General features: G+C 47.4%; 3 protein-coding genes. All 3 read left to right on the plus strand.

Translation table 11 applies throughout. The features are described 5' to 3' along the window. The first annotated feature begins 4 nt into the window (after positions 1-4). From QOL41_RS10300 to QOL41_RS10310, 3 genes are read left to right on the plus strand one after another with little or no spacing between them, the layout of a single operon-like run. The gene (locus QOL41_RS10300; protein ID WP_283429681.1) at positions 5-14,563 is read left to right on the plus strand and encodes a calcium-binding protein; all 14,559 of its coding nucleotides are present in this window, start codon (positions 5-7) and stop codon (positions 14,561-14,563) included. A gap of 23 nt (positions 14,564-14,586) precedes the next feature. Beyond that, positions 14,587-15,831 carry an ATP-binding protein gene (locus QOL41_RS10305; RefSeq protein ID WP_283429682.1) on the plus strand — a complete coding sequence of 415 codons (1,245 nt, stop codon included), beginning with the start codon at positions 14,587-14,589 and terminating at the stop codon, positions 15,829-15,831. Further along, positions 15,824-16,414, plus strand: coding sequence for a hypothetical protein (locus QOL41_RS10310; protein WP_283429683.1), 591 nt, complete (start codon positions 15,824-15,826; stop codon positions 16,412-16,414). Before QOL41_RS10305 ends, QOL41_RS10310 begins: the two co-directional genes overlap by 8 nt. Positions 16,415-16,419: the final 5 nt, after the last annotated feature.

The raw sequence follows: 16,419 nt of genomic DNA on the forward strand, positions 1-16,419 counted from the left end.
ACTCATGGCTAAGAAAAATCCGAACGACAAGAATCTAAACAATTACAAAATAGAGGCACTTGAACCCCGTTGGATGATGGATGGTAACCAGTGGGGTAGTGAAATTCTGTCCAGTGGTTATGATGTTGTTGAGTCTGCTTCGGCTAGTTATGAAAAGTGGGAGTCTACCAAAATTGATACCGTAACACTTAAGGACGAAAACTCGGGTGAAATGAGTTTTGCGTCCATCAAGGATTTTCTGGATAATGAAAATATACTTGAAACAGGGATGAACTGGGTCAAGGATAGGGTCGGTGCTGCATGGAATCGGGTGTTGGCTGATAATAATCTCGATTCCACATCTGTTGTTTCTGCCGCAGATGTCTTTGACGAACTTGATGGAACTCTAAACGACAAGGATGGGTGGCAATTTACAATATCTTGTGGAACGAATGATTTTACCGTAAGCGCAACATTCAACAAGTATTATGAGGTGCCAGATGACACGTTCCTTATTGCGGACTTGAAGAATTTTGCGGGCGTAGACCTTAAACTTATTCCACTGGATTCAGAAAAAGCCTTGCATGTGACAGGTTCCTTTAGCTGCAAATTTGATGGGCAAGAAAGTGTTTCCTATACAACGAAACCAAATCTCAATGCAGAAATAGCCTTTAAGCAGATTATATCCAATCAAGTTGACCTAGAAGATTTGGAGGATGACTACGGCCTGGAACAGAATCCTTCTTACTACGGAACACAGGGGAATGCGTTCAATTATATATCAGTTGCAGATTCTCCAAATGACGATGTTTCGGATTATTCTGCCAAAGTAGGAATGAATCTTGGAAGTGTTTCTCAAAAAGTTACAAAGACCCATTCTGGCGACTTGAATTTTTATACCGGTATTGTAAACGATTCTACAACACAGATTCTTAAAGGCCCCAATGAAGAAAATCTCTTCTCGAATGTCTATGTCAAATTGATATATGATGAATCGCAACGGGTCTGGAAATGGAATGATAATGTTATAGCGGCTTTAGAAAATTTTGACATGGGGTTGGTGCTCCGCAAACTTTCGGACCTTTCACAATGGTTGCAATTAAATTCTACTGCAACTTCCGAGAATCCGACACCTTTGCTATACGATTCCTTCAATGGAATATTGAACCAAAACGCCTCTGAGAATGCGTGTCTACCGAAACTGCTGAGTGAAGTTATTGAAAAAGCACCTTCGACATTGGTAGGCTTGTATCAGTGCGCACAAAAATTTTCTTACACTTTTTTAACATACGATTCAACTTCGAAAAAGTTAGTTATTCCGTTTAGATTAAAGTTGCAAATGCCTGGATCGACGGACCAAACGCAACTGGTTGATGCGGAAATCGAAACGGTAGTTTCGTTGGCGACAAAGGCCCTTACCGATCGTGGTTTTGTTGTCCGTGATAATAAATCACTTGACCTGACTACAAAAAACATTATATTAAGTTTTGACCTTGTTGTTGATTTAGGAGATGTTTCGAGTAGCAAGGTGTCAAAAGATTCAAAAATCGTAGAGTTCCTGAACGAAAATGCTTTTGAAAATACTTTTGGAACGAACTGCGTCATTGCTGATAATGGGCTGGGTTTTGCATTCCCTGATAGTTCTACCTATAAAGCCAAGGATGATGTCCAGGGAATTTATTTTACCGTATCGACAACTCCAAAGGATGCATATGCCTATAGTGATGCATATATTACTTTCAACAGCGATTTTTTAGCAGCTGTAAATGAAGATGAGGAAATTGAGCTGATTTTAAAGAAGAACGGGGATTCCGATGTAAAGCAATCTTTCTGCTTCCATGCTTCTGGGTCCATAGAAGAATTGGCGTCAGCAATTCAGGCTGAATTAGCGACTAACGAGAAATATCTAGAACATAAAAAAGCAACTGTTCGCTATGTCGGTAACTATCTTATTATTACCAATCTGGCGAAAGATTTTTATGTAGCATCTCTAGAAGTTGATGATGAGAAGGCTACAATAAATGAAAGCTCCACGCAACCGGTATTTGTTGAAGTCTCAAAAAAAATGCCTATAGCAATTCCTTCGGCTGGGACAATAACACTCAGTATAAGTGGCGTAGATGATGTAGTAATAAGTCCAAACTTTTCAGGGGCGAAAAATGAGGAGGATGTGGTTCGTGTATTAAACCAATGTCTAAATGATCTTCAAGGAAATGATAAAAAATTTGTGGCAGAACTTAGGGATGGTAAGGTCGCGTTCCGTACAACGGGAGCCTATTGTGCAAGTTCTTTTACCGTCAGTGGCTCAAATTTAAGTGAAATAGGATTTGTTCAAAATCTGACATCCAATAATTCATGTTTAGAAATTATTGTCGAAAGAGATAATGATAATAAAGAATTTAAGGCTAATGTCAACTTCGATGATTGGTGGTTGTCATCGGAAGGATTGTCACAAAGAACGGTAGGTAACCTGTTAAGTAAAATCTGTGGAACATCTTTTGTTGGTGACCAAGAGACTGTATCAGACGTTTTGTCCTTTGATGAAAATACACTTAAAATTGCGGGGACAAACAGTTATACTATAAAGTCGATAAAAAATTGTAATGGGTTCTCTTTGGCGTCGTTGCTTGGGATTGCTGGCGAAAATACCGCCGATGTGCCTGCAGATTTCACTGTTGATGTTTGGAAACTTGATGCAGAAGAATCGATTTTATACAAGAATTTTGAATTAAGTTTTGAACAGACTTTGACTGGTAATGCCGAAATAGACGCTAATCTAGGACTCATACGTAGCCAGTTTAAAAAAGACAATGTGAATTTAGAACATACGATTACATTGTCTATAAATGCGGAGCCGGGTGCTAATGAATCCTTTGAGTTGCCTGACTATAGATTGAATGCTACGCAGGAAATAATAAATAAAAAATTTGATGAAGTAGTATCGTCTTACAACAATCTTTGCAGCTTGGCATCGAATTTAAGTTTAAACCCAATTACCCTTTCATCTTTGGAAACTTTTTTTCAACTGATAAACACTATTGAACAGTTCCAAAGTTCAATATATGATTTTAAACAAATTGTTGATAATTCTTGGAATAATCTCAATTCTATAAAATATAAATCCTATACTTCAGCTATACAGTCTCTAGCGCAATCATACAACGGATTTGTGACGGATTTTGAAAATGTATGTCAGTGTATCGAGTGTATAAATGTTGATTCTTTTAAACAGATTCTTGCTAATCCAGTTGGTTCTAACCAGTCGCTTAATCTAACAAATCTTTCCAACCTTTTGGAGGAACTAGAGGGGATTATTGAGGATATAAACTCTTTAGATGTTTCTACGATTTTGAATGATGTTAAGACTTCTTTGTTGTCGGTTGTTCAAACAATAAAGAGTGACTATGAACAAGGTGCTTCCGTCATCGTGTCAAAAACACAAGGCGGCACCTTAGTTCTTGAAGAAGTAGACTCGTGCAAATTGGGCTCAATTTCTTTACGTGATTTATCTTCTGTTGAAGAACTTGTTTCTGATAATGTTTCTTCATTGAGCAATGGTGTTCTTGCTAACCAAAATGTTTTAGATGCTTGGTCTGTTACTTCTGCTCATGATGTTTTAAACTTGTTGGGAAATGAATTTGGTGAAAAATTTTTGGGTAAACCTAAAATAGGTGAAACTTCAACAACTTTTGATGGTCTTGTTTCAGAAAGTTTGTTGTCTTCGAAGATTCCATTCATTGACCATTCCTTTATAGAACTAGCTGGCCTTGATACAAAATTGTATGAACTGTATAATTTGATGAACAAGGCTGAATCCCTTACTCTCCAAGATTTTGTGGAACAGTTGTCTGCTAGAACTGGTATAGGTTGTGTTTTGTCGATGATTGAATCTAACGAAACATATGCCGTCGTTTTGAATTTTGGATGGTCCTATGCCATAATGGATAAGAAAATTACACTAGGAAATCTCGGTGGCCCTTCATCCTTTATTGGAGGCGGAATTGATGTGACTTTAAACGGTCACTTGAATTTTAATTTGCAGGCGAAAGTTGTTTACTCGAATGGAAACGTATCAATTGTCTTCGATCAAACAAATCCGTTGGTAGATGCCTCTTTTACGATAGCACAAAATCCACTTTCTGGTAAGATTAATGTTAATATTGATGGAGAACAATCCTTGTCGCTTCTCGAAATAACGGGAGGTAGTTATATTGATGTCGAAGCATCTTGTAAGTTTGGTTTTGGAACAAATACGTTCTTTGAATGTAAGGAAGCTTCCCTGAAAGTTGATGGTCTGCTTAACCTTTCTTTGCTTGGGGCGGACGCAGGTTCCATTGAGATTGGCTCAAGTTACGGGAATAATTCCATAAATCTGCTGAATTTAGGTGACTTGTCCTCGCTAACGCCACAGTTGATTTACTTAAGCGAAACGGACGAAGAAGCCGATACAATAAAAGGTAATTCTCCAATTTATGTTGATTTACATAAATTGGATATATCTCTTTCCCGTTTTAACCTGTTCGACAACCTGGCTTTGGTTGGCGATGGGCTCTCGCAACTTTTGCGCAAGGCGATTAGTGGCTTGAATAGCGAAGTCTTGCGTGATTCAATGAGAAATGTGCCTTTTATCGGGGACCGTATCATTGCCGCTGCGGATTGTCTTACCAGATTGGATTCCGATTTTGTGGAGCCGCTCCGTAAATTCCTGAATAGTACCCGAAACGTTGATGAAGTCGTGATTGCCGAGAAGTTGTATGATATTTTAAGTCAATACAATCTGTTTGCAACGGAATTAGACAGGCCTTTGGCAAATTTGGAAAATGGTGCGACAGAAACATGGGCTGACAAGCAATTTACTCATTGCTATAATGGAATTCAGTATTATAAGAATGAGGACGAGGCCGGCTGGCGCTTGCGTTTAGGTGGACAGTACGAACTGGACCGCAATGCTGATTTTGATTTGGGTTTCCCTGGATTAGGTCTCCGTTCAGAAGGTGGACTTAAAATTACCTTGGGATGGATGCTGGATATTGGATTTGGTGTCAATAAAAATACAGGAGCGTTTATCCTGTTGTCCAATGGAAAAGAATTTTGGAGTGGAGAAGGTGAAAATAAGACTCTTAACAGGTCTACATCCGGTGTCGATTACGAAGAAAATAAAGAAGGTTTAACGAATCATGTCGGTGACGACTTGAAGGTCTGGATTACAGTTAGTACGAACGATGGCTTTGAAATAGATGGCTCGTTGGGCTTTTTACAGATGACGGCGACGGGCCATAATTTTACAGGGGCTTCTGCATACCTTGGCGTTGATTTGAATGATGGAAGGAATGACAAAACAGTAGATGCTGAGACGGATGGCAAAGATGACTATGGAAAAGACTCTGTAATAAACATCTATAGCCTCGCATCAGAACTTTCTGTAGAGGCAAACTTGCTTGCAAGTGTTAATATTGATGGTTTGGAATTAGAATTGGGTATAGGGGATGGATCGAGTGCATTCCCGAAGTTGACTGCTGAATTGAATCTTGACTGGTCCGCTTCAATTGGTGGTGGCGAAAATAATGGTCTCAAACTGTTGTCGCTGAGTAATCCCACCTTTGATGCAGGAAGTTTTATTTCGAATACTTTTGGTTCTGTGGTCAAAAGGATTCAGAGCGTAATAGGCCCCATACAGCCGTTAATTGATTTCTTGCAGGCTGAAATCCCTGTTTTGAACAAGTTGCCTGCTGGCAAGATTCGGATTACTGTCCTTGACCTTATCAAGATGTATGGCTCCAAGAACGATATGGACTTTGGATTCTTGGATGACATAATCGCAATTAATAGAATTGTAAAATTATTCAATGAAGGCTCAAACAATAATTTGAGTAATGATTTGCTCTTGAAGTTGCCTGATCTAATTTTATATGAAGATGCTGATGGTTATGATTCTAGTAATGGAGATAGGCGAAAAAGATCTGATGCAAATATATCCAGCATAAATTTCCTCAATGGATTTTCGGACAATCTTGATTCGTATATACAAACGCTTCGAGAAACGTTTACTCTTTCTTCTGCAACGAATACTTTTGACTGGGGAAACTATCAAAGTAAATTTAACGACATTATGAGTGGCTTGAACGGCGTTATTAATGAAAACCCTCGAGCTTCATCTTCTGCGAGTGCTTCTTTTTCAACAAGTGGTGGCGGCGGGTTTGCTTTCCCGATTCTTACCAACCCATTGACTGAAATTGTTGGTCTTTTCCTGGGTAGGGAATCTACCTTGGTGACATACGACATGTCACCGCTAAAGTTCGACTTTGACTGGAAAAATAGTTACCCGATTGTGGGACCGCTATGTGCCGACATTGGTTTTAATTTCGGGGCCTGCATTGACTTGGAGTTTGGGTATGATACACACGGATTGCGTCGTTGGAGAGAGAGTGACTACAAGAATTATGCGGCTTTAATTGACGGCTTTTATATTGCTGACTGGAATGATGACGGCAAGGATCTTGCTGAGGTCGTATTCCATTCGGGTATTACGGCTGGAGCCAGTATCGCGGGCCGGGCTGGTGTCAATGTAGGCTTGAATCTGGATGTGAATCTTGATTTTAAGGACCCGAATAATGACGGGAAAATTCGCCTTGGTGAAATGGCGGATATGCTCAAGACGAACCCGATAATGATATTCGATGCTTCTGCTGATATAGAAGTGGAAGCCTATGCATATTTGGATTATTTCTTCGGTCGCAAAAAATGGACCTTGTGGAGCAGCGATGCGTTTGAATTATTCGATACCGCTTCTAAAAAATCTAATACGCCAACACTTGTTTCAGACAATGGAGATTACCTTGTTGTAAATGTTGGTGATTTTGCGGCAGGTAGGAATTCTGGTAATCTGAGCGATGGCGATGATGTCGTAACGATTGAATTTACGGGCGCGAAAAAGTTTAAAGTTTCTTGGGGAAATTATTCATCCGAAGAAATCAGTCTTGACAAAGACTCAAGTAATCCCAAGAAAGGCATCTGCGTTTATGCGGGAAAAGGCCGTGACACAATCACAATAAAGTCTTCGAAGGATGTAAATGTTTCTGCCGATGTTGTTGTCTATGGCGGAGACGGTGAGGATTTAATTGATGCTTCCGGATTGAGTTTGGCTGCGGATGGAAATGCCATATTGATTGGAAATGGCAGCCTTGACGTTATCAAAGGTGCTGGTGGTTTAGGAAACAACTTCATATTTGGAGAGATCGCGCGATTTGTAAAGGACGACGATAAGGTAAAACTAGCCGAGGCCTATCCCGATGTAGCTTCTGCGGAAACCAATGTTTTGTTTGGTGGAGCGGGGAAAAACTTCATCTTCGGTGGGGCAGGTAGTGATATACTCTATGCCGGAGATTTCGCAGAAACGACGAACTATCTGTTTGGCGATGGTGGTAGAATAGAATACAACGAAGACAATCTTCTCGAAGTTAGCCGTTATGATTTGTTTGACGAAGGCGGCGATGATTTAATATATGGTAGCGTTAATGACGATAAACTGTATGGCGGTGCCGGAACAGACTGGATTGAAGGTCTTGAAGGTGATGACGAAATCTATGGTGGCCAAGGAAATGATATCTTAATCGGCGGAAACGGAACTGATAAAATCTATGGGTATGATGGAGCAGATGTCATATTTGGCGATACGCCTGCCGAGCCGAACATGGTGATTGCTGGTGCTGGTGATACAGTAGGTATTCTGCCTTATGACTATCTTTCTTCGGATTACTATGATAGTAAATCATCTCACCCGTTGTTCTCCAGTGCAGGCTTGGTGCTGACAACACCTCAACAGCATTTTGTTAATCTGCCTTTTGAAAAAATTAAAAGCATTGTTTATTCAGGAGAACAAATAAACGTTAATAAACTTACGGTTCTATCAAAAATACTTGGGTTAAATGAAGAGGAACTAAAAACTAATGACTCGTATGATACAACCAAGATAGAATCTGCAATTTTAAGTAAACTTTCCAAAGTCCAGGATAATGAGGGCCTGTCTAATTCAACGGATTACATTTACGGCGGCAATGGTTCTGACATCATCTTCGGCGATGACGGTGCAGACGGAGCATCTGCTTCGGGTGGTAATGATGTTATCGAAGGTGGCGCCGATAACGACTTTATCGATGGCGATGCCGGTGACGACCGCATAACGGGCGGTTCCGGCGAAGATGTCATTTACGGCGGCCAGGGTAACGACATTCTCGATGGCGGTGCCGGGAATGATATCGTGTTCGGTGATGACGGAATTAATGGATTTGCGACAGACCAGAAGGGGACTTCGGATTTATTTGCCTATCAGGAAGATAGCGAAGCGAGAAAGAATCAGGGCCTCGTATTTGGAGACACCATCAATTCTTTCGTAAATAATTTCGGAATCAAGGCAGATGCGAAGTCGAATACAAGTGGCGGGGCCGACACGATTATTGCCGGGAATGGCAGCGACATCGTGGACGGCCAGAGCGGCGACGATTCCTACATCGTGAACATGATGGGGGGCGGTAACCGCGCCTATACAAACGTGATGGATTCGGGTGAAAATGACGCGTCCGATTCCTTGACCATCAACGGAACCGTCAATGCCGACGAATTCCTGATTCGCGCGTCGGACCTCGGCCTGGGTATGGTGGCATCGCTGCCGGAAATCCAGACCGACCCGAACAGCCCTGCAAGCAGGACCCAGATCGAGCGCGTGAACTTCTGGAACGTGGGGGTCGAAAAGACCGGCGTCGAAAACCTCGCCGTGAATGCCGGTGCCGGAGACGACAAGATTTCCATTGACGGGACACTTTCTACAATCTCCATCGATGCTGGCGCCGGTAACGATATGGTAACGGTTGGCCAGATGTTCGATTCAAAACGGACGACCGACGCAAATCTCAGCAACGTGCAGCCCAAGGATGTTTTCGGGACGACGGAGACGACCCAGGGCTACCTGAGCAACGGCGTAGAACACGCAACATCCATTGTCGGTGGTGAAGGTAACGACACCTTCAACGTGTTGCACAACAAGGCGGCGGTGTCGCTTTCCGGTGGCCTTGGCAACGACACGTTCAATGTCGCCATGTTCCAGGAAAAGCATGAAGACGAAACCACGTCGATTGTCGAGAACGGCCCGGTCACGCTGATTGGCGGAGCGGGTATCGACAAGATGAGCATCGCCGGAAGCGAAGGGGACGACACCTTTGTGATTTCCCATGGGCGGATTTTCGGCGAGGGGATCGATGTGCAGACGGTGAGCATCGAGGACAAGAATGTCTACGGTGGCGACGGCGACGATTCCTTCTATGTGCTTGATTCTGAAACGAAGGAAATAACGAAGCTCTACGGCAACAAGGGCAACGACAGCTTCTACAACGGGGGCGTGGGTTCCGCCGACATGCCCGCGTTCCTGACGGCGACCGCGGTGGATTCCGGAGCCATCAATGTCGTGTTCGTGAACGCGAACGACACGACGAAGGTGCTTGACACGCCTACGGCCGTATTGCCCGAAAACGGAAATGCGGTTGATGCCTACAGGGTGAAACTTGATAGGGCTCCCAAGGCGGGCGAGACCGTTACGGTGACGGTGTTCGCTCCCGGGGCGACCACGGAAGCGCATGGACGCGGCGACCGCGAAATCTGGCTTGTGGACGGAAGCGGAAATCTTTGCAAGTCTCTCTCGTTCAAGTTCGCCGCCACGGCGACGGGCGACGGCGTTGTCGCTTGGAATTCCCCGCAGTTGGTAAAGGTGAAGGCCATAGGCGATGCGGTACGCGAAGGGGACGACTACTTCTCGCTGCTGCACAATGTGTCGCTGACCGCGACACAGACGAATGTCGAAGCGTCCGTGGTGAAAACCTGCAAGAACGCACTGGTGTTCCTTGACGAACCCGGTACGCAAACGACCGTTGACAACAAGTTCTCGGTAACGCAGGAAGTCGTTGTGACTGCCTCCACTGGGAATGAAGTCGCTGTGGATAACCTTTCATTGCCTCCCGCTACGAGCGGGATAAGTGCCTGGTATATGCAGGACGGGGCACCCGTCTTCATTGATGCGGGGAGATTGTCCATCGATGAAGATGTGCTGAAAATAAATATAAATTCTCTGGGATTGACGCCCGGCACGAGGATTTATTTCAACTACCAGCATAGCGAAGTCTTGCTGGATGACGAAAGCATTGTCCAGATGGCCTACAGTACCGAGGGCATGACCGATATGCTTGAATTTACGTCTGCGGATGATGGGACGAAAAATTCCGTATGTGCCGAGAGTCTGCTTGGAACCATAGACGCGGACAATGCAAGGTATGTCTACAGGACTGCGGGCACCCAGATAATTATCCTTGACAAGGTCTCGCTCAAGCCGGTTTCCCTCAAGGGGAATGTATCATTCCAGCCGGTGGACGGCTCTATCGTTTACCCGCAGGTGACGATTTATGACGAGGAGAATTCCTTCCAGAATGTCTCCAAGGAAGAAATCGCGCAGCACATGCAGGACAACACGATTGAAAACATCAAGGGCGCCCTGTACGAAGACGGCATGGGCAAGGAGTTCAGCCTTGGCGATGTCGGCCCCGCGATGCTCCGTTACGGTACTTCGACGACGCCGACAACCAACGACGAGAAAAATGCGGCATCCGCCGAAGACCTTGCCGCCTGGGCCGCGGCTGCCCAGGCCGCAGCGCAATTTGACGAGAGCCAGAGCGTGGACCGTGTTTTCACCAACAACATGGGAAATGCCAAGGCGGGCGTAAAGAACGACCTTCAGGCTTTGGAATCTGTCGGGACCATCGACCAGTCCGTGATTCCGGTGGCGGGCGGTTCGCCGGTTATTCTCAATTCCCTGCCCGATGTGCAAAAACAGGCCGACACGGAATGGTTCAATTCGGACTCCGAGTCGCTCCGCTTTACCCATAAGGACCTGGCGGCAACCGACGAGAACCGTATCAACACCGGCAACATGGAATACGGGGAATACAACCTGGGTACGGGCGCGGACACGGTGGATATCTACAAGTCCATCTACCGCGAGGACGGATTCCAGACCTTTACCGTGATGAACAGCGGCGAAGGTGGCGACACGATTAATGTCCATAGCTACCAGGATGGCGAAGACGACCAGCTGGTGATCAACGCTGGCGAGGGCAACGACACCGTGGCTGCTACCGGTGCGAATGTGATCAAGGAAGGCCTTATCGTGTTTGGTGGCCTTGGTGATGACTCCATTGACATAGACAGCGACAGTTCCCTTGTCTTCGGCGACCGTGGCCAGGTGCTGTACCACGACGATGACGGCAACGTGGTGACCCGCCTCGGCGACGACAGGACCGGTACACCCGGCGTTGATGAGGAAGATGAAGAATGGAATGCTGGCGGTTCCGACTATGCGACAGGCAAGAACAAGGATTCCGAAGCCTACTGGCAGACCGACGGTGTTCGCCGCGGCCCGAGCATTGCCCGCACGGTGACTGAGAACCAGGGTGGAAACGATGTGATAACCCTTGCCGACGGCAGGAATGTCGTTTTCGGAGGAGTGAACGCAACACGAACCGTTCCTGCGGATGCTAGCGAGCATGAGAACGAGAATGAAGTCATTTCGACTGGCAATGGCAACGACCTTGTATTCGGCGATGACGGCTATGCCACCTTCGGAGGGCATGCCTCTATTGCCGAAGCCCTCGGGCAGGATAACGCTCCCGAAGTTCGCACCGAGGCGACCCTCAGTTTCAACTTCCAGGGAGCTTCGCAGACTGGGCTTGATTCTGCCGCCGTGGCGGGTGCCCTGAATGCGACCCATGGCGACGACTACCGCAGCGCCAACTGGAACAACGTGGGCGGGAACCTTGCGGGCACCTACGGCAACGACGACCGCGAGGTGGTGCGCTTTGACGACGGCACCCGCGCAAGCGCCGTGAGCGTGAGCTACGGTGGCATCGAGAGCCACCGCAATACGGACACCGACAACCGTATCAACCTGCAGGCCTACGGCCACAACTTCGCGAACGCCTCTACCGACGCGGATGCGGCGCTGATGAACGCGGGCCTCATGACCACGGCCCCGAACGCCCAGTGCGACAACAGGCTCGAAGTCGTGGTGGATGGCCTTGCCCAGTACTTTACGGAATACAGGGTGGTGGTCTATCTGGATATACCGGATTCCCATTCCGCGTACGAGCACAGCGTCCGCAAGGTGAGCCTGTATGTGGGCGACTCCAGTGCTGCCCTGCAGAGCTTCTATGTGGACGATGCCGAAGGCGAAAATTTTGACGGCGGCTACGAACGGGCCACAGCCACGACGGCATCCGCGGCAACCTACGCGAACTACGCCGTGTTCACGGTGTCTGCGGCCAATTTTGCCGACAACTTCCGCGTGGTTATCGAGGACGCGTTCCCCGACCAGCACCCCAACGGCAAGAACTTGCCGGGCATTGCGGCCATACAGGTGCGCGGCGACCTGCATGCGCAGGATGTGGCCGTGTCTACGCAGCTGAACCTCGGCGGTGACGATACCGTCTCGACGGGTGGCGGCGACGACATCGTCGTGGGCGGTGCCGGTAGCGACTACATGGCGACCTTCGGCGAACTTGCGGGCGGCATACGTGACAACGACCTTGTGTTCGGCGATAGCGCCGAGGTGCGTTTCGAGGACCGCCTAGGCACTGGCGATACCATGGTGTCGTCTGCCCGTAGCCTTGACCCTGACGCGGACGACCTTGTGCAGGGAGTCTCGTTCGACGACCGTATCGTGACGGGTGACGGCAACGACACCGTTGTGGGCGGTCTCGGTGGCGACAAGATTCTTGCGGGTAGCCAGTTCGAACTCACGCAGCTGGGCATCGCGCAGGCGTTCTATGGTGACGAGGCTACGGTGGAAAGCCTTGACGCCGCGAACGGCCCTGCCGCCATCCGCGACCTGGAACAGCTCAAGGATACGACGGTGGAAGGCCGCAAGGTGCTGAGCGTCAACTTCACGACCCGCGACGCGGGCGATTCTACCACGGCCTCGGGCCATGCGGGCGTGGTTCACGATACGGGCTGGAACAACCTCTACCTGTACAACGGCCACCTGTACACGCACGAGGGTAACGAGAACTCGACTACGCCCGTGCTGCGCTACAGCGACGGCGGCACGGTCACAGACAGTTCCGTCGGCATATCCCTGACATCGTACGATTCGGGAACGACTGACCAGGGCCAGAACGGGAGCCTCGTGTTCCGCACCTCTACGGAGCTTGACGGCGACACGGCCAACAGCCGCCTGTTCGCGGGCTACACGGCCGCCCAGCAACAGCAGGACATCCATGTTTCGCTCACGAACCTTTCTTCGTTCCGTGGCGCGGGCGGGACCTGCGATGTGTATGTGTACCTGGGTGCTGACGACTCCGACACGGACGCCCACAGCCACATCTACGAAATCCAGGGTTCCGAGGATGGTAGCCGCTACCTGAACGACTGGAAGGGTCACGCCTTTGACGGCGACTATCGCGAGGCGACCTGTAGGAACCGTAGCGATGCGCTCGCGAACCTTGCCGTGGGAGCCACCCCCATGGTGGAACTCATCGGCAACTACGTCGTGTTCCACGGTGTTGCGGGCGATACCTTCGACCTGTATATCCGCAACCTGCACACGGAAGGCGGCCAGTGGCCTATGAACATGCCGGTGATTGCGGCCATCCAGGTGGTGGCGGGCTCGGGCAGGGCCGATGCCGCCGTGGGTGGCGACCATGACCGCGACCTCGTATTTGGCGACAGCGCTGCGCTCACCTTCGACATGGATGTGCCGTATGCTGCCGGGGAAGACCTCGCGGACTTCGCGAACATCAACCGGGTGAACGGGGCTTCTTCTGTGGCGCTTGACGATGGCCTCTATGCCCTCGGTGCCGATGATGCCATTTACACGGGCATGGACCGCGACGTGGTGGTGGCGGGCGAAGGGCTCGATACGGTGACACTCGGCTCGGGCGACGATGTCGCCCTTGGCGACAACGCCTCGCTGGTGCTGGAGCACAACAACCCCGTGGGCGTGTTCCGCCCCGATGTGGAAACTGTGCTCGAAAGCAACAACTACCAGGCCGACACTGCGGCATACCTGGGTTCGCCCACGGTGGATGCCGGGGATATCCAGGACAAGTTCGAGGATGGCGATGTGCCGGGAGTGACGCTCGAAGCGTCTGCAAACGGCGGCACGGATACATTCACCGATGCGACCGACAAGGACTGGACCGTGCAGCAGGAAGTGACTCCGGGCACGATTTCGCGCACGATTGACATTTCTTCGGGTGCGCAGGTGATTACCTTTGCCGAGGGAGAAACGGTGCTGCTGGTAAGCGACACCTGGCCCGGCAAGGACAATCCGTGGTGGAATCCGAACATCGTGTTGATTTCTGATGGTCTGGGCCATAGCGTCCCCGCCCTTGCATGGGAGTGGGACGTGAACGGCACAACTATGACGGCCTCGACGCAGGAAGGCTACTACTTCACCGTAGATATTCCCGACACTCCCAATGGCGATAACCGCTACGAAATTCGCGTGACCGCACTCGCCGCAGGCACCGCCGTCATTTCTATCGGGTAGTTTTTACTAATTTTGGAGCGCAAATGCATATGAAGAAATTGGTAATAAAAGACATCGGTCCGATACAAAGTGTTTCTTTGGACTTGAAAAAGATAAACGTCGTAATTGGTCCACAGAGTGCAGGAAAAAGCTGCATTTTGAAAATAGCCTGTTTCTGTGCCTGGGCAGAAAAACGCATCTTGCTGGAACAGGGGAAAAATGGCTTTGCAAACTTTAGCTATGTCATTGATAATCTAATCGTATTCCATAAACTGGATGGTTATATCCGTTATGGAAGTCTTATTGAATATAAATCCGATTATGTTCATTTTATTTGCGATTTCAGTAAATCGACATTTGACTTGACTATATTTGAAGGTTGTTGGCGATACAAGCGAAGTAAGATTTCTTATATACCCTCGGAAAGAAATCTTGTTGCGGCTATTCCCAACTGGTTTGAGGTAAAGTTCGATAATACGAATATCCGAAACTTTATCGCAGACTGGAATGGTGTCAGGGGCATGTATAGTCCTGGCAATATGCTTGATATTTTAGATTTGAATGTCAAATACTACTATGATGCGGAAGCATCTAGGGATTATGTCTTGCTTGGTGATGGGAACAAGGTTAACTTGACGAATGCATCTAGTGGATTGCAGTCCGTTATCCCAATGTGGGCTTACCTGAAGTTCCTTTTTGATGAACAGTATTCTGCCAAGTTGCCTTCCAATATCGTAAGTGATAGTGAAAACGAATCGGTGCTTTTCCATATATACGAAAAACGCTACAAAAAATCCCTGGAAGTGCTTGCAAGTGAAGACGATCGATATTTTGGAAAAGTCGGTCGCTTGACATTGCCCTTTAAGTCTCAAAAAGACTATAAGGAATGTTTGAAACTATACGAGAACTTTACTCGAACTGCGTATTCGGATATATACCTGGAAGAACCCGAGCAGAATCTATTCCCGCTTACGCAGGTTGAACTTGTGCAAAGTCTTCTGAAAAATGCTTCGATGCATTCTGACGGATTGTTTATTGCGACGCACAGTCCCTACCTTTTATATGCGATTAACAATTATATGCTTGGATATATTGTTCGCGACAGATTGCAGGATGATGACCGAAAGGATTGTTTTGTAGATCCCCAAAATGTAGCTGCATGGGAATTACGTGATGGGACTGTAACCCCGCTACAAGATGAAGATGGACTCATTCGAGGCAATTACTTTGACCGCGTAATGAAGCGTGTGATGAACGAATTTTCCAACTATGCCGCATACTATGGCTAACATTGTTGATAAATTTGAACACGCCCACGAATATCAAAATGACGTGTGGGTCGCCGATTATACGGAACGGACGCGTTTCGAACCGGAGAGCGCAAAAAAGGGTGTCTGCGTCTCGGAATCCGAGTTTGACGATATAAAGTCATTCCATTTGCAGAATCCCAAACATGTTGTAATCTATGGTGTTAATTTTGAAGAGCATCCACATTTCTTTCCTAAAAAAAAGAAGAATTGCGAATGCCTTTTCAAACCGAGAGATGTTGTCGATGGTGGATTTTTACTTCTTTGTGAATTGAAGTATTGTAGAGCCCATAACATTGAGGAAAATGTCGATAAGGCTTACGAACAGCTTAAGTCAACCTGGTCGCTTTTGGAAAGCCGGCAAATCTTCGATAGAAACCACTGCAAGAGTTTTCTCAATATATCTGTTCCAGACCATAGCGATAAATCGCCTTTCAGGTCCTTCACGGCAAGCCAGGATGAAGAACTGAAGTGGCTGAAGAAATATAAGATAAATTTGCTTGGCGAGAAAGACCTTTTGATTCTTGATAAGGGCGTTGTCAGAATCCCGGAAACGGAAATATAGACTAG

This window comes from Fibrobacter sp. UWB10, assembly GCF_900182935.1.
Classification (GTDB): domain Bacteria; phylum Fibrobacterota; class Fibrobacteria; order Fibrobacterales; family Fibrobacteraceae; genus Fibrobacter; species Fibrobacter succinogenes_O.

What these genes read in the sequence shown, in the direction of transcription:
- QOL41_RS10310 (WP_283429683.1), top strand. Translation starts at nt 15,824, where the DNA reads ATGGCTAACATTGTTGATAAATTTGAACACGCCCACGAATATCAAAAT.
- QOL41_RS10300 (WP_283429681.1), top strand. Translation starts at nt 5, where the DNA reads ATGGCTAAGAAAAATCCGAACGACAAGAATCTAAACAATTACAAAATA.
- QOL41_RS10305 (WP_283429682.1), top strand. Translation starts at nt 14,587, where the DNA reads ATGCATATGAAGAAATTGGTAATAAAAGACATCGGTCCGATACAAAGT.